Below are 19,287 nucleotides of genomic sequence, written 5' to 3' on the forward strand. Positions count from 1 at the left end.
GGCCAACGGCGCCGGCGCGCGCGCCGAAGGTCGCGCGCGACGTCGTGAAGCGCGAAGCGGGTGCTCGAGCCGAAAAAATTCTGTTTTCGGAGTGGTCCCGGGGTGATCCATACTGCGCCATCCATGACGTCCCGCACCCTTCGACGCGCCGCTCGTATGGCCCTGGCCGCGCTCATCACCCTCGCATCGTTCACCTCCACGGGCTTGGTGACGCGCGCCGCCCGCGCCGAAACGCCATCGGTCGCGGGCGCCGCGCTCCCCGCGATCGAGAAGACCCGCCTCGGAAATGGGCTGGAGGTGATCCTCCACGTGGATCATCGAACGCCCATCGTGAGCGTCAACGTGTGGTACCACGTCGGCTCGAAGGACGAGCCCGCGGGCAAAAACGGCTTTGCGCACCTGTTCGAGCACATCATGTTCCAGGGCTCCAAGCACGTCCCCGAGGACGCGTATTTTCTTTATCTGGAGCGGGTCGGCGCGACGGACGTCAACGGAACGACCAACCCCGATCGAACGAATTATTACGAGACCGTGCCCAAGAATCGTCTGAGCCTGCCCTTGTGGCTGGAGAGCGATCGCATGGGCTTTTTGCTCTCCCACGTCGACGAGCTCACGTTCGCGGGCCAGCGCGACGTGGTGAAGAACGAGCGCCGCCAGAACTACGAAAATGCGCCCTACGGCTTGGTCGGTCAATTCATCCACGAGCGGCTGTATCCACAGGGGCACCCGTACCGACTCCTCACCATCGGCACACCGCAGGATCTGGACGCCGCGTCGCTCGAAGACGTCAAATCGTTTTTTCGTACTTGGTATTCGCCGAACAACGCAACATTGGTGATCTCCGGCGATATCGATACGAAGAAGACGCTCGAGCTGGTCGAGAAGTACTTCGGCCCCATCCCCTCCGGATCCATCCCCGCGCGCTCGGTGCCCGCGCCGGTGGTGCTCGACAAAGAGGCGCGGCTCGACGTGGTGGCCGGCGTGGAGCTGCCGCGCGTCTACCTCACGTGGCCGACCCCGGCCATGTTCTCGCCGGGCGACGGCGAGCTCGATCTGGTGGCGCACATCCTCTCGAGCGGGAAGACGAGCCGGCTCTACAAGAAGCTCGTCTACGATCTTCAGATCGCCCAGGACGTGTCGGCGTACCAGTCCTCCGGCCAGCTGGGATCGACCTTCGAAATCGTGGCGACCGCGCAGCCGGGGCACACCGCGCAAGAGATGCTCAAGGCCATCGACGAGGAGCTCGACACCCTCCGCTCGGGCGGGGTGAAGGACGCGGAGCTCGCGCGCGCCAAGACCTCCGTGCTGTCCGCGCTCACGTTCCAACTGGAGAAAAATGCCAACCGCGCCGATCAGATCAACGCCTACAACCAGTACACGGGCGACCCGAATTACCTGCCCAAGGACATCGCCCGCTACGAGGGCGCCACGGGCAACGCGCTTCGAGAAGCCGCGCGCCGCCACCTCCCACCGGACAAACGCATCGTGACCTTGGTAACCCCCGAAAAAGGCGCCCCCGTGGCCGGCCGTCTGCGCGGAGGCGCGCGATGAAGCGCGCAAGCCTCGCCGCCCCGTCGTTCCTCGCCCTCTCGCTCGCCGCCACCTTGGGCGCGGCGTGCGGCGGCACCCCCAAGCTCCCGCCCGCGCCGCTCGGCCCCACCCCGGTGGCGCCGCCGAAGCCGCTGGAGCCCGCGCCCCAGCCGGCCGCCGCGCGACCCGACACCCCCGACGCACCGTTCCGCGAGAAGACCCCGGACGAGGACGGAACGGTCGTCTTCTCCGCGCCCAAGATCGAGTCGTTTCGGTTGAAGAACGGCATGCGCGTCCTGTTCGTCGAGCGGCACGATCTGCCCATCGTGAGCGTGCGCGTCACGGTCAAGGGCGGGGCAGGGGACTATCCGAGCATCCGCCCCGGGGTCACCTCGTTCATGGGGGCGATGCTGGAGCAAGGCACCAAGAACCGCAGCGCGCTCCAGCTCTCCGACGACTACGAAGAGATCGGCGCGCAGCACGGCGCGTGGTGCTCGTGGGACTCGTGCGGCAGCTCGGTGAAGGTCCTGTCGCGCCACGTCGATCGCGCGCTCTCCATCCTGGGCGACGTGCTCACGCACCCGATCTTCGCCGAGAGCGAGATCGAGCGCCTGCGCGCGCGCCGCATCGCCGGGCTGACACAGGAGAAGAACCAGCCGGGCGCCATGTCGCAAAACGCGGTCGCCGCCGCCCTCTATGGGCGAAATCATCCGTACGGACACTCGCTCTCGGGGCGGGTGGAGGACGCCAAGGGGCTCACCCGGCCGGACGTCGTCAAGGCGTACGAGACCATCTTCGCCCCCAAGAACGCGACCGTGATCGCCTGCGGCGACATCACCAAGCAAGCGCTCGCCGAAAAGCTCGAAGCTTCGCTGGGCACCTGGACGGCCACCGCGAAGGGCCCCGCCGCGCGCAGCCCGCAAGCGCCGCCGGCCTCGAAGAGCCCGCGCCTGGTGCTGGTGGACAAGCCGGGCGCCGCGCAGTCGCAGGTCGGCCTGGCCGACGTGGGCGTGCCCATGCGCAACCCGGATCGCGAGGCCCTGGTGGTGATGAACGCCATCCTGGGCGGCATGTTCTCGAGCCGCATCAACTTGAACCTGCGCGAGGCCAACCACTTTACGTACGGCGCGGGCTCGCGCTTCGCCAAGCGCCATGGGGCGGGGCCCTTCGTCGCGGGCGGGGCGATGGTGGCCGACAAAACCGCGGCGGCCGTGGGCGAGCTGTTTCGCGAGATCCGCCGGATGATCGACGAGGACGTCAAGGACTCGGAGCTCGCCGACTCCAAGGCGGACATCAAGCACGCCTTGCCGGGTCAGTTCGAGACGGTGAGCGCCGTGACCCAGGCCCTCGACGACATCGTGGTCTACGATCTGCCGCTGGACGAATATGCGACCCTGGCCAAGCGCATCGACGCCGTCACGGCGAAGGACGTGCGCCGGGTCGCGAAGAAGTACCTTCGCCCCGACGCGCTCAAGGTCGTCATCGTGGGCGATCGCGCCAAGCTGGAGTCCGAGCTCGTGCAAACGCTCCGCCTCGGCGCCCCCGAGGCGCGCGACGCGTACGGCGATCCGGTGCAATGACCGGCCGCCGGCGCGGTCATTCGTCGCGGGTGGGGTAGGTGACCGGTGGGAGCGTTCCCACCGTCAGCCCATCGGCGCCTTGCGTCACCTCGATGTCGTAGCGATCGGTCGCCTGATCGAAATCGGGCGACTGCCAATCCGTCTTTCCGCCCACCGCGTCGAGGTGCAAGGTGTCGATGGTGAGCCCCGCCGCGCCGCTCTTGATGGAGAGGCGGGCGGGGACCCCCTGGGGACGAAGCAGTGTCACCCGCTGCGCGCCACCTCGAATGCGCAGCGGCACCGTCTCGTGGGGCCGCGGTAGCTGCACCCATAGCTCGGAGGCGCCGCCGGAAATGTCGATGCCCCGCAGGGTGAGCGCGCGCAAATCGGCGACCAGCTTGGTGGTGCCTCCGCGGATGACGATGTGCCAAGGAATGGCCGGGTTGAGCACCAGATCCGACGCGCTCTGCTTGAACGACACGGCGCGCAGGATCGAGCGCGTGTACTCGATGAGCACCCGCCCGTCCTGCGCGGTGACGCGCGGCGTGGCCCCCACGAAGCGCCCGCTGTAAAGGTTCGGCCCCACCGCGCCGTGCAGCCGGGTATTGATGGCGCCGCGCGCGATCTCCAGGTAGCCGCTCGTCTCCGCCGTGAAGGGCGCCGACAGCTCGGTGGCGTCCTCGGCCCGGCCTCCGCCCGCGGCCTTCTGGACGCGGGTCATCGCGCGGACGCGCTCGGTCTCCTTGCGGAGGAGCTCCAGGGAGGTGCGAAAGAAATCTTCCACGCGCGCCATCTCCTCGGGCGAGTAGCGCGAGGTCAGCTCCTCCCACGCTTTGGCGAACGGCAGAAAGACCTCCATGTACTCGGGATCCCGGTCGGGCAGGATGCGGATCCGCACCTGGCGACGGTCGCTCGGATCCTTCTCCCTCCGCACGAACCCGCCCTTCTCCAGCCGATCGAGCACCCCCGTGATCGCTCCCGTGGTCAGCCCCGTGAGCTCCGCCAGCTTTCCGGCGGTGAGGGGCCCCTCGAGGCTGGCCCGCCCTGCGATGTCGAGGCACTTGTGATCGGTGACGCTCAGGCCCATGCGCTCGGCCACCGCCTGATGAAAGAGGATCGTTCGAGCGCTCAGCTCGCGCCCGAGCTCTTCACTGCCCCGCGGCGCTCGGCGCGCGAGGGCGTCGGCCGGACCGGGCAGGGGCATGGTGCCGGATGCCGGTTGGAGAGAACGGCTGGGGTCGCTTTCCTTCTTCACAGTGTCTCCTGCTCATATTTCTTAGTCGGTAAGATAAGTTGTGCCAAGCCGCCAATTGAGCGGTTTTGCAAGCGGACACGGCGTTGAAATGAAATTGTTTATCATCTAAGACACTTGATCTTCGAAATGTCTTAGCTAATAAGAGATACATCTTAGTCACTAAGATGTGGGGCGGCGGCGAGATGTCCGCCTGCGCGCTTTGGAGGGCGAGGTCGGCAGGGGCGGATGTGCGTCTGAAGAGCGCGGGGGTGAGCGTACTAATATTTCTTTGCGGTTATATTTCTATTAGTTCATATTAGCGTGGCGTTTCGCGAATACGCACTTGTCCATTGGAGGGTCCACCGGTGAGCGACTCACTTTCCACGGAGCTCGCGTCGCTTCGCATCGATCGCGGAGCGCCGGCTTCTTCGGCTTCGCCATCTTCGGCCTCGCGAGGGTCTTCTTCTTCGACCACCACGTCCCACGAGGGGCGCCGGCGCCGCACGATCGCCAAGGTCTTGGCCGGAACGATGGCCGTCGTCGCACTCGGTGCGGCCGCGGTGGTCTCGGCGCGACCGCTGCTCGCGAGCTGGCAGCGGCCGAAGGTGAGGGTGACCGAGATCGCGACGGTCGTGGGGGGCGCGCAGGCCGAGTCGTCGCTCACGGCCACGGGGTACGTGGTGCCGCAGCGGTTGGCCAAGGTCGGCTCCAAGGTGCAGGGGCGCATCGTGCGAACGTTGGCGCACGAGGGGGACGCCGTTCATCGCGGCGACGTGCTCTTCGAGCTCGACCCGACGGATCTGCGCAACGAGCTCGTCTCGGCGGGCGCGCGCATCGAGGTGGCGCGCGCCAAGGCGCACGTCGCGCGCGCCACGGTCGCAGAGACGCAGCGAACGCTCGCGCGCGAACGAAAGCTCGCGGCCACCGGCGCCGTGGGGACGGCCACCGCCGAGGATCTGGAGATGCGCGAGGGGTTGCTGACCTCGCAGGTGGCCGCGGCGGAGGCGGAGGTCAAAGCGGCGGCGGCCGAGGCGGCGCGGATCCGCGACAGCCTCCACGACATGCGCGTGCTCGCCCCCATCGACGGGGTCCTCACGACGAAGCCGCTGGAGGTGGGCGACGTCGTGACCAACGAGACGACCTTGGTCGAGATCGTCGATCCCGCGTCGCTCATGGTGGAGGCCGACGTGCCCGAGGCGCGCGCGGGAACGGTGAAACCGGGGACGCCGTGCGAGCTGGTGCTCGATGCATTTCCGACCGAGCGCCGCCGGGGGCAGGTCGTCCTGGTCGGGCCGCGCTTGAATCGCGCGAAGGCGACCGCCTTGGTCAAGGTGAAGTTCGTCGACGAGGTGCCCGAGCTGCGGGCCGAGATGGCCGTGCGCGTCGGCTTTCTGCGCGAGGAGCTCGATCCAGCCAAGCTGCGCGAGCCCCCGAAGACGGTGGTCCCGCAGAGCGCCGTCGCGACCCGCGACGGGCAGAAGGTCGTCTTCGTGTTGCGGCAGGAGACCGTGCGCCTCGAGCGGGTCGCGCTCGGGGAGTCTTTGGGGGTGGGGAGCGTTCTTGCCGAGGGGCCTCCGGTGGGAACGCGCATCGTCGACGACCCCAGCCCCGAGCTGATGGATGGCCAGAAGGTCAAAGAAGGTGACAAGTGATGGAACTCGAACGCACACGAACAAACGCACACGCGCGCGCAACGGACAACGGCGGCGGCACCCCCAACGGCGCGGCGGCCGAGAAAAGACCGGTCGGTGAGGAGCGCGCGCCCGCGGAGGCCATCATCCGCCTGCGGGGGGTCGCCAAGGAGTACCGGCGCGGCGGTGAGACCTTGCGCATTTTGCACGAGCTCGATCTCGACGTCGGGCGCGGCGCGTTCGAGGCGCTCATGGGGCCCTCGGGCTCCGGAAAAACCACGCTCCTGAACCTCATCGGAGGGCTCGACCACCCGACGCGCGGCTCGCTCGAGGTGGCCGGCGCGCGGCTCGATCAAATGAACGACGCGGAGCTCGCCGAGTGGCGCTCGCAGACGCTCGGGATCATCTTCCAAGCGTACAACCTCTTGCCCGTGCTCACGGCGGTCGAGAACGTGGAGCTGCCCCTGCTCCTCACCACGCTCTCGGGGACCGAGCGAAAGAAGCGCGCCCAGACCGCGCTCAAGATCGTGGGGCTCGAGAACCGCATGGGGCACTACCCGCGCCAGCTCTCGGGCGGTCAGGAGCAGAGGGTGGCCATCGCGCGCGCCATCGTCAACGATCCCGCGGTCATCATCGCCGACGAGCCGACGGGCGATCTCGATCGCCAGAGCGCCAACGAGATCCTCGCCATCTTCGAGAAGCTGTACCGCGAAATGGGCAAGACCATCGTCATGGTCACCCACGATCCCACGGCGGCCGAGCGCGCGTCGATCATCCGCCGGCTCGACAAGGGAGCGCTCGTATGAACTTGGGGAGCTTGGTCGTGCGGAACGTCTTCCGCAACAGGGCGCGCCTGGCGCTCACCGTGATGGGGGCCGCCATCGCGGTCATGACCTTCGTCACCTTGCGCACGGCGCTGGGCTCATGGACGAAGGCGGAGGCGTTCGCGCGCAAAGATCGCCTGGTCACCCGCCACAAAGTCACCTTCATCCTTCCGCTCCCCAAGCGCTACGTGGAGGACGTGCGGAGCGCCAAGGGCCCCGACGGAAGACCGCTGGTGCGCAAGGTCACCTGGGCCAACTGGTTCGGCGGCCGCGAGCCCAACCACGAGCGCGACTTCTTCGCCAGCATGGCGGTCGACGCCGACACGTACTTCGACGTGTACGACGACTTCGGCGTGTCGAAGGACCAGCTCGAGGCGTTCAAGAAGGATCGCTCGGCCGCCATCGTGGGCGTGCTCTTGGCCGAGAAATTCGGCTGGAAGGTGGGCGATCGGGTCACCTTGGAGAGCCCCTTGTTTCCCTCGACGGACGGCGCCGGGTGGACCTTCACCGTCGCGGGCCTCTACACGCCCATCGCCAAGGCCGCCGACCGGAGCTCGTTCTTCTTCCACTGGGAGCGGCTGGACGAGACCCTCCCGCCCGAGCAGCGCAACGCGATCGGCTGGATCGCCAGCCGCAGCACGGATCCCGAGGACGCCGTCGCCGCGAGCAAGGCGATCGACCGCATCTTCGACGGTCGCGACGTTCAGACCTTGAGCCAAGACGAGCGGGCGTTCACCACCGGCTTCCTCGGCATGATCTCCTCGGTGCTCGACGTGCTCGGCGTGCTCTCGTTCGTGATCCTGGCGGTCATGGCGCTGATCCTGGCCAACGCCGTGGGCATGAGCACCCGCGAGCGGACGGGCGAGTACGCGGCGCTGAAGGCGGTGGGGTTCAAGCCGCGCCACATCGCCTTCGTGGTGGCGGGCGAATCGGCGCTCATCGGGCTCCTGGGGGGCGCAGTGGGGTTGCTCCTGTCCTACGGGATCATCGACCGCGGGATCGGCAAATTCTTCGAGCAGAACATGAGCCAGTTCTTCCCCGTGTTCCGCGTCGACGGCGGCACCTTGATGCTCGCCCTCGCGGTGGCCGTCATGCTGGGGCTCCTCGCGTCGCTCTTCCCCGCGCTCCGCGCCTCCCGCCTGCGCGTCACCGACGCCTTGCGCCGCGTGGCTTGAGCGCCTGCGCTCTTCTACGCCCGACGTTCGAGAGAGGATCTCATGTTAATCGTAAAGTACAATATTCGTAGTTTGTTCGTGCGCAAGACCACGGCGGTGGCGACCGCGCTCGGCGTGGCCTTGGCGACGTTGGTGTTCGCCGCGTCGTGGATGCTCGCCGCCGGGGTGACGAAGACGGTGGGGGAAGGGGGGCGCGCGGACAACGCCATCGTGCTCCGGAAGGGGAGCGACGCGGAGTTGAACAGCAACTTCGAGGCGCAGTCGGTGGCGCTCATCTCGTCGGCGCCCGGCGTGAAGAACGAGAACGGGCGCCCGCTGGCGACGGCGGAGTCGGTGATGGTGGTGGCGCTCCCCAAGGCCGGCGGGGAAGGTTTGAGCAATGTCACCCTGCGGGGGGTGACGGAGGTGTCGTATTCGCTCCGGTCGGAGCTCAAAATCGTGGAGGGGCAGAGGCCGCGCCCGGGGACCGAGGAAGCCATGATCGGCTCGCGGCTGCGCGGTCGCTTTGCGGGCCTCGATCTGGGCAAGCCGGTCGAGCTGCGCAAGAACCGCCCGGTGACCATCGTGGGCGTGTTCGAGGACGAGGGCCACGCCTCGGAGTCGGAGGTGTGGCTCGATCGCGATGTGCTGGCGGCTTCGTTCGGACGGCCCACCACCGTGTCGTCGGTCCACGTGCGCTTGGAGGACCCGGGGAAATTCGCTGCGTTTCAGGCGGCCGTGGAGCGTGACAAGCGCTTGGCGCTCGACGCCATCCCGGAGCCGGAGTTTCTGGCGCACCAATCCGAGGGGCTGAGCATGTTCCTCACCATCATGGGGACGATCATCGGGATCTTCTTTTCAGCCGGGGCCATGCTCGGCGCCACCATGACGATGCACGCGGCCGTGTCGAACCGCGAGCGCGAGATTGGAACGTTGCGCGCGCTGGGCTTCTCGCGCCGGGGCATCCTCATCGGGTTCCTGGTCGAGGCGATGACCCTGACCGCCATCGGCGGCGTGGTCGGCGTGCTCCTCTCGACGTGCCTGTCGCGGGTCAAGATCTCCATGGTGAACTGGACCACGTGGTCCGAGCTGGTCTTCACGTTCTCGCCCACCGTGGAAATCCTGATCAAGTCGGTGATCTTCGCCGCCGTGATGGGCCTCCTCGGCGGGGTGTTTCCGGCCTACCGCGCGTCGAAGGTCTCGCCGCTGGCCGCGCTGCGCTCCTAGCGCGCCGCGCGGCGCCGGCAAAGCTACGGGGTCCCGATGGTCGCGTTGGTGCACACCGATGGGCAATTGGGACCGTTCGGGTTCGACTCTTCGTACTTGGCGACCTCGGAGATGGCCCCTACGTCCGTCTCGTTGCGGCGCACCTGGAGATCGTAGCGGTCTTTGTTCGGCTGGATGCTCTGGTCGTCGATGGGGACGACGGCGCTGATGGAGTACGATTTTCCGGCCTCCGCCACGTCCAAGGTCACCTCGGCGGTGAGGGCGCCCTTGGTGATCACCTTCTGCCGTTCGCCGGGCTGCGTGGGGAGGAACTCGGGCTTTCCCGAGCTGCAGACGTCGTTGCGGCACACCTTGATGGTGGCCTCGCGCATCTGCTGCGGCGGGAGCGCCACACGCAGGTGGACGTTCACGTTGTTGATGCACTGGAGCAAGGCGCTGCAATCGTCGTCCTTCGAGCAGGCGCCGATGAGGCCCGCGGCGGCGGCGAGGGTGGCCAGGGCCACCGAGGAGGTGAACAGACCGAGGACGATGGTCGGGCGCATCATCCGCGAACTGTACGCACGTTTCTTTCTCGTTTGGATGGGAGGTCAGGTTATCCATGGGGCAGCGCCGATCCGCTTCGGGTGCCCGCTCCCCGAAAATCCTGGTAACCTGCCACCCATTCGGCGGGCCAAGCTCGCCTCCCACGCGCATGGCGGCCGCCCTCGAGAATCAGACACTCCCCATTCGTCTCGCCCAGATCGCACGCACGCTCGAAGGGTTTTTCCTCGGCAAGGAAGAAGTCATCCGGCTCCTGCTGATCTCCACCTTGGCGGGTGAGCACGCCGTTCTGGTCGGTCCGCCCGGCACCGCCAAGAGCGCCCTGATCCGCATGTTCGCGCGTTTGATTCAGGCGCAATATTTCGAGTACCTGCTAACCCGCTTCACCGAGCCGAACGAGATCTTCGGTCCGGTCGACATCGCAGCCTTTCGCGAAGGGCGCTACGAGCGGCGCATCGCGGGGATGCTGCCCCAGGCCGAGATCGTCTTTTTGGACGAGGTGTTCAAGTCCAACTCCGCGATCCTGAACTCGCTGCTCACGCTCTTGAACGAGCGCCGCTACACCAGCGGCGGTGCGGTCTTGCGCTGCCCGCTCCTCTCGTGCTTCGGCGCCTCGAACGAGGTGCCCACCGACGAGACCCTCACGGCCATCTTCGATCGCTTCATCCTGCGCATCCGCAGCGACAACCTGGACGCCTACCACTTCCAAGATCTGCTCGAGAAGGGCATGCGCAACGAGGCGCTCGGCGACGGCGCCATTCAGCCGCTCGCCAGCGCCGGGGAGCTCGCCAAGTTCCAGCGCTCGTTCTCGCGCTCCTTGCAGTTCTCCGAGGAGTTCTTGTCCGCCTACAAGGGCCTGGTGTTCCAGATCCGCGCCGAGGGCATCACGCTCTCGGACCGGCGCGTGGTCAAGATCCTGAAGCTGTTCGTGGCGAGCGCGTTCCTCGACGGCCGCGCGCAGGCCGACGCTTCGGATTTCTTCGTGCTCAAGCACATTTGGAACAACCAGGACCAGGCGGCCATCCTCGAAGCCATCGTCACCCCGGTGCTCGAGGCGCACTACCGCGATCACCCCAACTTGAAACGGGTGGGCGCCGTGGGGGTGGGGATCGAAGCGCTGGCCGGCGAGATCGATCGCATCCGTCAGGTGCTCACGGGCAGCACCGGGCTCGGGGACGTGCAGCTCTTCAGCCAGCTGAAGGCGCTCAACGAGATCAAGGTGGCGCTGGGGCAATCGGGCGATCCGCGCGCGGGCGAGCTCTCGGCGCGCGTCGACCAGCTCTTGGAAGCAGCCTTCCGAAGCGGGCGCTTTGCGCAGCTTTGATCCGGCGTGTGCGGTAAGACGTTCCGCGCCGCGTGCGGCGAAGCTCGGTAAGAAATCCGTACCGCGTCATGCGGTAAACGTCCGCGCGGCGAAGCTCGGTAAGAAATCCGTACCGCGTCATGCGGTAAAACGTCCGCGCGGCGAAGCTCCGTAATCCGTGAGAAGAGAAGCTCCGTAAGAAGCGAAGACGAGAGAGACGAGAGAAGAACGCGAAAAGATGCGAATCGTAGCGGTGGATACGTCGACGGCGCTCGGCTCGGTGGCGCTCCTCGAAGATGGTGCGGTGGTGTTCGAGTCCGAGCGCCGGCTCTCGAACGCCCACGGCGAATCGCTCCTGCTCGCCATCGACGAAGGCATGAAGCACCTCGGCTGGCGGCCCGGCGACGTCGATCGCTGGGGGGTCGGCATCGGCCCCGGCTCGTTCACGGGCACGCGCATCGGCGTGGCGACCGTCAAAGGGATCGGCCTCGCCACCGGCCGCGAGGTGGTGGCGGTGTCCTCGTTCGAGGCGGTGCACTTTGGCCTCTCGCTCCTGCCGGGCGAGCTCGCCGTGAGCATGCTCCCCGCCATGCACGGCGAGGTCTTCGTCCAAATCGCCGACGACGAACCGATGCACCTCCCGGTCGCCACCGCGGCCGCTACCGTCCTCGAGCGCGTGCACGCGCGCGCCGCCGGCTCGAAGCTCGTCGTGGCCGGCAGCGGAGCGCTCTTGGTTGCCTGGGCAACGAACGAGGGCGTGCGCCTCGTCACCGAAGCGCCCCACGACGTGCCGCGCGCGGCGGCCATCGCCCGCATCGCGGCCGACCGGGCAAAATCCGACGACTCCGCCGAGGTCGAGCCGCTCTACGTGCGCCCGCCGGACATCACGGTGCCGGCGAAACCCGCGCCGGCGACTAAAAGCTCGTCGTAAAGGATCGCTCGGGGCGATCGACCTCGGACGTGAAGACCTGGAGCGCCATGCTGGGGCCCGGGCCCTGGAAGTAGTCGAGGCGAATGCGGTGCGTACCGGCGCTCAGGGTGATGATCTTGGCGCCGCCGGCGGCGCCGTGCAGGCCGTCGTTGTCGATCAGCTTGACGTCGTCGATGTAGAGGTTCGAGCCGTCGTCCGTGCGGAGGCGGAAGCTGTAGGGCGCCGTCTTGGAGACGTTGAAGGTGCCCTCGTAGCGGATGGCGAACCACTCGTTCCTGCCGTTGTCGATGCCGGGGAAGCCCTCGCGGAAATCGCGCTGCGGAATGTCCAAGGTGCGCGTGAAGACCACGCCGACCGGCTTGAGGGTCGAGAGATCCGGGAGGCGCTGGGTGCCCGCCGGCAGGGTGTACACGAAGCCGCGCAGCGCGTCCGAGGTGCTCGACCCGTTGCCGAAGACGTTGGGCGAGGTGATGATCGGCACCGTTTCGCCGCCCGGGAGCGTGTAGCGCGGGGCGCCGGGGTTCGGGGGCGGCGTGGTGGTCCCCGGGTTGTAGTAGCCCGGCATGGGGGCCGCGCGCGGGGCCGAGCCCGGTTGCTGCGGCTCGTTGTACGGGGGAGGCGGGTTGTTGGCCGTGGCTTCGCCCCCGGTGCTTGCCTTGAACGAGGCCTGACATCCCGCAACGGCCACACTCATGAGTGCAGCTCCGAAACCCAAAAGACCGATCTTCATTTCGTATCGCATGAATTCTCCAGAGGGCAGCGTGTCCGTCTCGACCGCGGTTGGACGGGCGAGGGCCGTCTTCGAGTCAACGGGCGCGAATCAGTCGAAGTCCTCGATTTTCCAAAGCCCGTGCTCGCGCACGAGCTGCATCGTTCCTGCTCCGTACGGCATGGTCGCACGATCCCCGGCTTCTTCGATAGAAGCGGCTGGGAGCGCTTGCCGCAGGGCTGCAATCAGCTGGGCCATCTCTTCCTTGTCGTAGCCCTCCCACGCCTGTTTCAGCTTGGCGCTGTCGAGCCCCTCCTTGTGCCCATCGGGCACATAGCGCAGGATCACGTCGTAGCGCTTTCGTTCGAGCGCCCGCACGAAGCCCTGCACCGCGTGACGCGGCGTGTCTTGCGCGTACAAATCGATGGCGTTCGACTCGACCTTCCACTTTCCCTTTTCAAGCACGAGCTCCAGCTCCTGGCCCGACGGGCTCGTCACCACCGCCGTCACGACGGGCGAGGCGGTCGGTCTTTGGAGCGCCCGACCGATTTCGCGCACCTCTTCCGGACTATCCTTGAGCATCCGGCGAAAGGCCTCGGGCGAGATCCCCCGGCGCGCATCGTCGCTCAGCATGCGGTAGGCGTCGTCGGCCCGCCCATCCTCGAGGGCCCGAGCATACGCGCGCAGGGCACTTTCCGGGTCTTCGGCTTGGCCCGCGCCGCAGCCGACCGCGAAGACTGCTCCGGCAGCAACCGCCGCGAGGGCCAACGCAACCACGCGGGGCCGAGGGTGCCGCGTCCGACTTCGAGCAACGAGCCACATCGGCGCCGAGGAGTACCACGGTCGGGGTCGGGTGTCAGCGACTCGCGATCCCGCGCGATTCGCGGTATCACCGCAGTGTGAGCGAATCGCGGTCGGTCGAAGGTGAAATGGTCCCCATCCTCCCGCTGAGGAACAGCGTGGTGTTCCCAGCTAGTGTCGTACCGATCAACGTCGGGCGCGCCCGCAGCGTGCGCCTGGTCGAAGATCTGCTCGGCCAAGAGCGCGCGGTCGTCGGCATCGTGAGCCAGCGCGACGCCGAGGTCGACGAGCCAGCATTCGGAGATCTCTACGACGTCGGCACGGTGGCCCGGGTGGTGAAAGTCATCCGCCTCGGCCCCTCGAACTACTCCGTGGTCCTCCACGGGGTCTCGCGCCTGAAAATCGTATCCCCGCTGGGCCTGGAGCCCTACATGCGGGCGCGCATCCGGCGCATCCCGGAAAATCTGGAGCGCGACGTGGAGCTCGACGCGCTGGGGGCGAGCTTGCGCGAATCCATGCGCGAGGCGCTGGCCCTCATGCCCAACTTGCCCAAGGAGACGGCGGGCATCCTCGACAACGTGCGCGAGAGCGGCGCCCTGGCCGACCTCATCGCCTCGAACCTCACGGCCGAACAGGCCACGGTCGCGGACAAGCAGCGCATCCTGGAGATCTTCGACGCCAAAACGCGCGTTCGGGCGGTGGCCTCCATCGTGGGCAAGCAGCTGGAGCTCCTCCGCGTGCGCCGCGAGATCTCGACCATGGTGGCGGACGAGGGCAAATCGCAGCGCGAGCTCATCTTGCGCCAGCAGATGAAGAGCATCAAACAGGAGCTGGGCGAGGGCGGCGAGGACGACGAGGTCGAGGAGCTCCGCGAGCGCCTCCGCCTGGCGCAGCTCTCGGAAGACGCGCAAAAAATCGCCAAAAAGCAGCTCTCGCGCCTCTCGGGCATGCAGCAGCAGTCGGCCGAATACAACGTGACCCGCAGCTACCTGGAGTGGCTGGCCGATATGCCCTGGGCCAAGACCACGCACGACAAGCTGGACGTGGCCGACGTGCGCCGCTGTCTGGACGAGGACCATTTCGGCCTGGAGAAGGTCAAAAAGCGCATCGTCGAGTACATCGCCGTGCGCAAGCTCCGGGCGGACAAGAAGGGCCCCATCCTGTGCTTCATCGGCCCCCCCGGCGTCGGCAAGACCTCGCTCGGCCGCTCGATCGCGCGCTCGATGGGCCGCCGCTACCACCGCATCGCCCTGGGCGGCGTCCGCGACGAGGCCGAAATCCGCGGCCACCGCCGCACCTATGTGGGCGCGCTCCCCGGCCGCATCGTGCAAGGCCTGAAGAAGGTCGGCGTCAAAAACCCGGTGTTCGTGCTGGACGAGGTGGACAAGCTGGGCGTCGACATGATGGGCGACCCGGCGGCCGCGCTGCTCGAGGTGCTCGATCCGGCGCAAAATTCGACGTTCCAAGACCACTACTTGGACACGCCCTTCGACCTGTCGCAGATCACCTTCCTGGCCACGGCCAACAACCCCGAGACGATCCCGGCGCCGCTCTGGGACCGCCTGGAGGTCATCGAGGTGCCGGGCTACACGCGCATGGAAAAGCGCAGCATCGCGCGCGAGTTCTTGTGCCCGAAGCAGCTCTCCGCGCACGGCCTCACCCCCGAGCGCCTGGAGTTCACGGAGGAGGGCATCGAAACGGTGGTCGACAACTACACGCGCGAGGCGGGGGTGCGCGGGCTCGAGCGCGAAATCGGGTCGGTCTGCCGCCATGTGGCCATGCGCCTGGCCGAGGGCGAAGACGTGCACGAGCGCGCCACCACCGAAATGGTCGAAAAGGTGCTGGGCGCGCCCCGCTACTCGCGCGAAACCGCCGAAGACCAGCTGGTGCCCGGCGTGGCGACCGGCCTTGCGTGGACCCCGTCGGGCGGCGATGTGCTCTTCATCGAGGCCACGCGGATGCCGGGCAAGGGGCAGGTGGTGGTCACCGGCAACTTGAAGGCGGTGATGCAAGAATCGGCGACCGCCGCGGTCACCTTCGTGCGCAGCAAGGCGTCTTCCTTGGGGCTCGAGGCGGAGTTCTTGCGCTCGATCGATTTGCACCTGCACATCCCGAAGGGCGGAACGCCGAAGGATGGTCCGAGCGCGGGCATCACCATGTTCTCCGCGGTGGCGTCGTTGCTCCTGCACTGCCCGGTGAAGCGCGAGGTGGCCATGACGGGCGAGCTCACCTTGCGCGGCAACGTGCTTCCGGTGGGTGGCATCAAGGAGAAGCTCCTGGCCGCGCACCGTGCGGGCATGAAGGAGGTGCTCATCCCCGCCCGCAACGAGCGCGATCTCGATGACGTGCCCAAAGACGTGCTCTCCGAGCTGCATATCCACTTGATTAAGCGGGTGGACGAGATCCTCCCGCTGGTCCTCGAGCCACCGGTGAGCGCACCGCCCGACACGCCGAGCACCCCGCCGCCTGCGCCCGATGCCGATGGGGACGATGGCGTCAACGCGGCATAGGAGACGCGCCATCCCGTGATGGTGCCGCTCTGGCGATCGCGTTCCCAGCGCATCGCAGCGGCCGTGACCCTGGGGCTCATGCTGGCCGTGGGGTTTCTGCCGCTGTTCGGCGGGCCAGGGTACGAACATGCGCTGGCGAGCGGGTTGATCGTGCCCGGCGTGGCCGCTGTTGCGACGGCGCTCGAGCTCTCGCGGGGGCGGGGGCTGGCGCCCGTGGTGGGGGTCTTGCGGGGGGCGGGGAGTGGGCTTTTGCTCGCCGGTGTTGCCTGGGTGACCGCCTTGGTCCACGGGCTGCGGGTCGGGTTTTGCGACGCGTACCATGGCGCGCTGGGGTTCTTGCTGACCGCCGTGCCGGGGTGCTTGCTGGGCGGGATTTGGGGGGCGTGTGTTGCGGAGGTGGCGCGGCGCGGGTCGGGGCGCCGGCGCGTGCTCTTGGCGATCGCATTGGGCGTGGGCGGGCCGCTCGCGAGTGCGGGGGTGAGCGTGTGGCGCTTTTACAGCTCGCCGATGGTCTTCGCGTTCGATCCGTTCGTCGGGTACTTCAGCGGCACCTTGTACGATACGGTGATCGACGCGGGGGCGCCGCTTCTGACGTATCGGTTGGGGACGGCGGCGTCGGTGGCGGCCGTGGTGCTTGGCGCTTCGTTGTTGGCTCGTGCCGGGGCGGGGGCGGGCGGTGCGGCGGAGGCGAGCGAGGGCGCGGACCTGCGCGCCGAGGCGGGCGAGACGCTGGTGCTTGCGGTGCCGGATGCGACCACGGTGGCGCGGGCGGTGGTGGCGGTGCTGGCGCTTTTCGCCAGTGTGCTGATCACGGTGGAGGGACCCAGCCTCGGACACTGGCAGACGCCGTCGACGATTGCGCGCGAGCTCGGGGGGCGCAAGAGCGGGCCGCGCTGCGACGCCGTCTATCCGGACGATCTCCGCGAGGACGAGGCGGCGCTACTGGTGAAGGATTGCGAGGAAGAAATCGCCGCCGTGGAGCGGTTTTTCGGCGCGCGCGGCCCCGAGCGCATCACGGCGTTCTTCTTTCGCGACGCCGGCGAGAAGAAGCGGCTCATGGGGGCAGGGGACACGTACATCGCCAAGCCCTGGCGCCACGAGGTGTACCTGCAGATGCACGCCTATCCGCACCCGGTGCTCGGGCACGAGATCGCGCATGTGGTGGCGGGCAGCTTTGGACGTGGCCCCTTTCGGGCGGCGGGCGCCTTGGGCGGCCTCTGGCCCAACCCGGGCTTGATCGAGGGCGTGGCCGTCGCAGCCTCCCCGGACGAGGACGAGCTCACCGACGAGACATGGGCGCGCGCCATGCTGGACCTCGGTATTTTGCCCTCGCTGAAGTCGATCTTTTCCATCGACTTTCTCGGCCAATCCGCCTCCAAGAGCTACACGGTCGCCGGCGCCTTCATCCGCTGGATGGTGGACCACTATGGGGTGGCCCACGTCCGCGCCATCTACGGAGGCGCCAGCACCGAGCAAGCCGTCGGCAAGAGCTGGGACGCCCTCGACCTCGAGTTCCGCGCGCACCTCGGGAGCATCCCCTTTCCGCCGGAGGCGCGCTCGTACGCCAAGGCCAAGTTCGACCGCCCGGCCATCTTCGGCCGCCGCTGCCCGCACGTGGTCGATGCGCTCCTGCACGAGGCGGACGTCTGCCGCGAGTCGCGCCGCGAAGAAAAGGCGCTCGCTCTCTACGCCGACGTTCTCGCGCGCGATCCCGAATCGCACGCCGCGCGCTACGGTCGCGCCCTCGTGGATCTGCGCGATCCGGGGCGTAGCGCGGAAGGGCGTGCCGCGCTGGAGCGCATCGCGGAGGATGCCGGGACGCCACGCACCTTCCGGGACCGTGCCGAGGAGGCCATCGCCGACTGGGATTTTTTGGCCGGCGCATACGAGGCGGCATCCCGCCGCTACGAGCGGCTCGCCGCGCAAACGGTCGACGAGGACATGGCGCGAACCTTGGAGGTCAAGGCGCTGGCCGCCCGCGATCCCGCGGCCCAGAAGCCCATGGCGTCGTTTCTCCTCGGCGCCCCCCATCGCCCCTCCGACCCATTGCTCTCGGGCGCAAGGCTCGGCGCCTGGTCCGCCCAGACGCACGATCCGCTCGCCGACTACATCCTCGGAAAGAACATCAGCCAGCACGGCTGGTACGAAGAGGGCCTCCCATACCTCGAACGCGCGCTCTCGGCGGATCCCGACGCGCTCCGTTCCGTGCGGGTGCGGCGCGAGCTCCTCCGCTCGCTCGCTCAATCGGCATGTGCCTTGGGCGATCGCGCCCGCATCGCGCATCTGCGCGACGAGCTTACCGGCCCCGGCACACCTTTCCGCAATCCCAGCAGCGGCCGCCTCGAGTCCGTCGTGAACCTGTTAACCCGCTGCTCCACGCCCTGAGACGAAAATCCGTGCACGCCGTGTGCGAACTGATTGACAAGTGGGAGCCCGGTCGGGCATGAATCGCCCCCGTAGCCCAGGTAGCTCAGTTGGTAGAGCAGGGGACTGAAAATCCCCGTGTCGGCGGTTCGATTCCGTCCCTGGGCACTGCGATTGGCCGTGTTTTTCCGTGCGAATCGCAGTTTCAGGTAAAGGGTACGAGTTTTGCTCCCCTTGTCTGGAACCTCCTGGTTTGTCCTGATTGCCGTACAAATTCGGCACAGTATTTCGGACCACGCCGGCGCCGATCGAACCCGTGGTAAGGGCGATCTGCGCGGCCGTGACGTGTGCCTGGCGGCGCGCGGTGGTCTTGCCGTAGACGAGGTTGACCATCTTCGTGTCCTTGTGCCCCATGTCGAGCGCGATCAGATGCGGAGCCACGCCGTACATGTTGAGCCACTGGCTATGCGTGCGGCGTAGGTCGTTCGGGGAGCAGCGCGGGATCCCGGCGCGATCGCACGCTTCGTTCAGGCGATGGCGGAAGTTCCCTTCTCGGTTCAGGAACAGGAGCAAGTCCGCGCCGTCGCCATGCTGCCGGGCAAACTCCAGCAGGTACGCAAACGCGAGGAGGTGGGTCGGCACCTCACGGAAACGCTCGTCGTTCTTCGAGCCGCGGACCTTCACAAAGGACCCATCCGGCTCGATGTCGTCCTTCCGCGCGCGCCAGATGGCGGACCATTCGGCGCTGGTCGCGATGCTGTAGGCCACGATCGCGAAGAGCTCGTGGCCGCGCATGGGGCCTTCGCTCCCGCCGCGGTACTTCGTGGGGCGAACCATCGCGTGATAGAGCTTCAGGACTTCTTCGAACGTCAACCAGCGTTCCTTGGGCTTGTAGCTGCCCGAGAACGCGATCGGAAAAACTTCGTCGATGTCGCTACTCCAGAGCCCGCGCCGCTTCGCGATCTTCATG

General features: G+C 67.5%; 14 protein-coding genes and 1 tRNA gene. 11 read left to right on the forward strand and 4 right to left on the reverse strand.

The annotated features are described in order from the left end of the window. The first annotated feature begins 123 nt into the window (after nt 1-123). Nucleotides 124-1,551, forward strand: a complete 1,428-nt coding sequence (locus tag LZC94_18925) for an insulinase family protein (protein WXB19292.1) — start codon at nt 124-126, stop codon at nt 1,549-1,551. Next, complete coding sequence (locus tag LZC94_18930) at nt 1,548-3,110, forward strand: insulinase family protein (protein ID WXB19293.1); 1,563 nt, start codon at nt 1,548-1,550, stop codon at nt 3,108-3,110. Before LZC94_18925 ends, LZC94_18930 begins: the two co-directional genes overlap by 4 nt. 16 nt (nt 3,111-3,126) lie before the next feature. Here the strand turns inward: LZC94_18930 and LZC94_18935 are convergent, their stop codons facing one another. After that, nucleotides 3,127-4,344, reverse strand: a complete 1,218-nt coding sequence (locus tag LZC94_18935; GenBank protein WXB19294.1) for a MarR family transcriptional regulator — start codon at nt 4,342-4,344, stop codon at nt 3,127-3,129. A gap of 344 nt (nt 4,345-4,688) precedes the next feature. Here LZC94_18935 and LZC94_18940 point away from each other — a divergent pair, with 344 nt between their 5' ends. From LZC94_18940 to LZC94_18955, 4 genes are read left to right on the forward strand one after another with little or no spacing between them, the layout of a single operon-like run. Continuing rightward, on the forward strand, nt 4,689-5,975 hold the full coding sequence (locus LZC94_18940) for an efflux RND transporter periplasmic adaptor subunit (GenBank protein WXB19295.1): 1,287 nt from the start codon (nt 4,689-4,691) through the stop codon (nt 5,973-5,975). Then, entirely contained in the window at nt 5,975-6,760 is a 786-nt protein-coding gene (locus LZC94_18945; protein ID WXB20213.1) for an ABC transporter ATP-binding protein, read from the forward strand. The genes LZC94_18940 and LZC94_18945 overlap by 1 nt, the downstream gene beginning before the upstream one ends. Beyond that, nucleotides 6,757-7,953 carry an ABC transporter permease gene (locus LZC94_18950; GenBank protein ID WXB19296.1) on the forward strand — a complete coding sequence of 399 codons (1,197 nt, stop codon included), beginning with the start codon at nt 6,757-6,759 and terminating at the stop codon, nt 7,951-7,953. The genes LZC94_18945 and LZC94_18950 overlap by 4 nt, the downstream gene beginning before the upstream one ends. Nucleotides 7,954-7,995: 42 nt before the next feature. Next, the gene (locus LZC94_18955; GenBank protein ID WXB19297.1) at nt 7,996-9,159 is read left to right on the forward strand and encodes an ABC transporter permease; all 1,164 of its coding nucleotides are present in this window, start codon (nt 7,996-7,998) and stop codon (nt 9,157-9,159) included. A 23-nt stretch (nt 9,160-9,182) separates the two neighbouring features. Here LZC94_18955 and LZC94_18960 read toward each other — a convergent pair whose 3' ends face one another. Then, nucleotides 9,183-9,704, reverse strand: coding sequence for a hypothetical protein (locus tag LZC94_18960; GenBank protein ID WXB19298.1), 522 nt, complete (start codon nt 9,702-9,704; stop codon nt 9,183-9,185). Nucleotides 9,705-9,850: 146 nt separating this feature from the next. Between LZC94_18960 and LZC94_18965 the strand changes: the two genes are divergently transcribed. Then, nucleotides 9,851-11,023, forward strand: coding sequence for an AAA family ATPase (locus tag LZC94_18965; protein ID WXB19299.1), 1,173 nt, complete (start codon nt 9,851-9,853; stop codon nt 11,021-11,023). A gap of 217 nt (nt 11,024-11,240) precedes the next feature. Beyond that, the gene (gene tsaB / locus LZC94_18970) at nt 11,241-11,933 is read left to right on the forward strand and encodes a tRNA (adenosine(37)-N6)-threonylcarbamoyltransferase complex dimerization subunit type 1 TsaB (protein WXB19300.1); all 693 of its coding nucleotides are present in this window, start codon (nt 11,241-11,243) and stop codon (nt 11,931-11,933) included. Here tsaB and LZC94_18975 read toward each other — a convergent pair. Together LZC94_18975 and LZC94_18980 are read right to left on the reverse strand one after the other, a co-directional pair. Then, entirely contained in the window at nt 11,917-12,627 is a 711-nt protein-coding gene (locus tag LZC94_18975; protein ID WXB19301.1) for a PA14 domain-containing protein, read from the reverse strand. The two genes, tsaB and LZC94_18975, sit on opposite strands and share 17 nt — an antisense overlap. A gap of 126 nt (nt 12,628-12,753) precedes the next feature. Beyond that, a complete protein-coding gene (locus tag LZC94_18980; protein ID WXB19302.1) occupies nt 12,754-13,419 on the reverse strand; it encodes a hypothetical protein in 666 nt (221 codons plus the stop codon). Nucleotides 13,420-13,571: 152 nt separating this feature from the next. Here LZC94_18980 and lon point away from each other — a divergent pair, with 152 nt between their 5' ends. From lon to LZC94_18995, 3 genes are all read left to right on the forward strand, one after another. Beyond that, nucleotides 13,572-15,953 (forward strand): endopeptidase La, encoded by a 2,382-nt coding sequence (gene lon / locus LZC94_18985; GenBank protein WXB19303.1) that lies wholly within the window; start codon nt 13,572-13,574, stop codon nt 15,951-15,953. A 15-nt stretch (nt 15,954-15,968) separates the two neighbouring features. Next, nucleotides 15,969-18,338 (forward strand): hypothetical protein, encoded by a 2,370-nt coding sequence (locus LZC94_18990; protein ID WXB19304.1) that lies wholly within the window; start codon nt 15,969-15,971, stop codon nt 18,336-18,338. Nucleotides 18,339-18,412: 74 nt separating this feature from the next. Next, a tRNA-Phe gene (locus LZC94_18995) sits at nt 18,413-18,485 on the forward strand. The last annotated feature ends 802 nt before the right edge of the window (nt 18,486-19,287 follow it).

It is taken from the genome of Sorangiineae bacterium MSr11954 (assembly GCA_037157815.1).
Classification (GTDB): domain Bacteria; phylum Myxococcota_A; class Polyangia; order Polyangiales; family Polyangiaceae; genus Pendulispora; species Pendulispora albinea.

Coding starts and splice junctions, on each gene's coding strand:
- LZC94_18925 (WXB19292.1), top strand. CDS start 124: ATGACGTCCCGCACCCTTCGACGCGCCGCTCGTATGGCCCTGGCCGCG.
- LZC94_18930 (WXB19293.1), top strand. CDS start 1,548: ATGAAGCGCGCAAGCCTCGCCGCCCCGTCGTTCCTCGCCCTCTCGCTC.
- LZC94_18945 (WXB20213.1), top strand. CDS start 5,975: ATGGAACTCGAACGCACACGAACAAACGCACACGCGCGCGCAACGGAC.
- LZC94_18950 (WXB19296.1), top strand. CDS start 6,757: ATGAACTTGGGGAGCTTGGTCGTGCGGAACGTCTTCCGCAACAGGGCG.
- LZC94_18955 (WXB19297.1), top strand. CDS start 7,996: ATGTTAATCGTAAAGTACAATATTCGTAGTTTGTTCGTGCGCAAGACC.
- LZC94_18960 (WXB19298.1), bottom strand. CDS start 9,704: ATGATGCGCCCGACCATCGTCCTCGGTCTGTTCACCTCCTCGGTGGCC.
- LZC94_18965 (WXB19299.1), top strand. CDS start 9,851: ATGGCGGCCGCCCTCGAGAATCAGACACTCCCCATTCGTCTCGCCCAG.
- tsaB (WXB19300.1), top strand. CDS start 11,241: ATGCGAATCGTAGCGGTGGATACGTCGACGGCGCTCGGCTCGGTGGCG.
- LZC94_18975 (WXB19301.1), bottom strand. CDS start 12,627: ATGAGTGTGGCCGTTGCGGGATGTCAGGCCTCGTTCAAGGCAAGCACC.
- lon (WXB19303.1), top strand. CDS start 13,572: ATGGTCCCCATCCTCCCGCTGAGGAACAGCGTGGTGTTCCCAGCTAGT.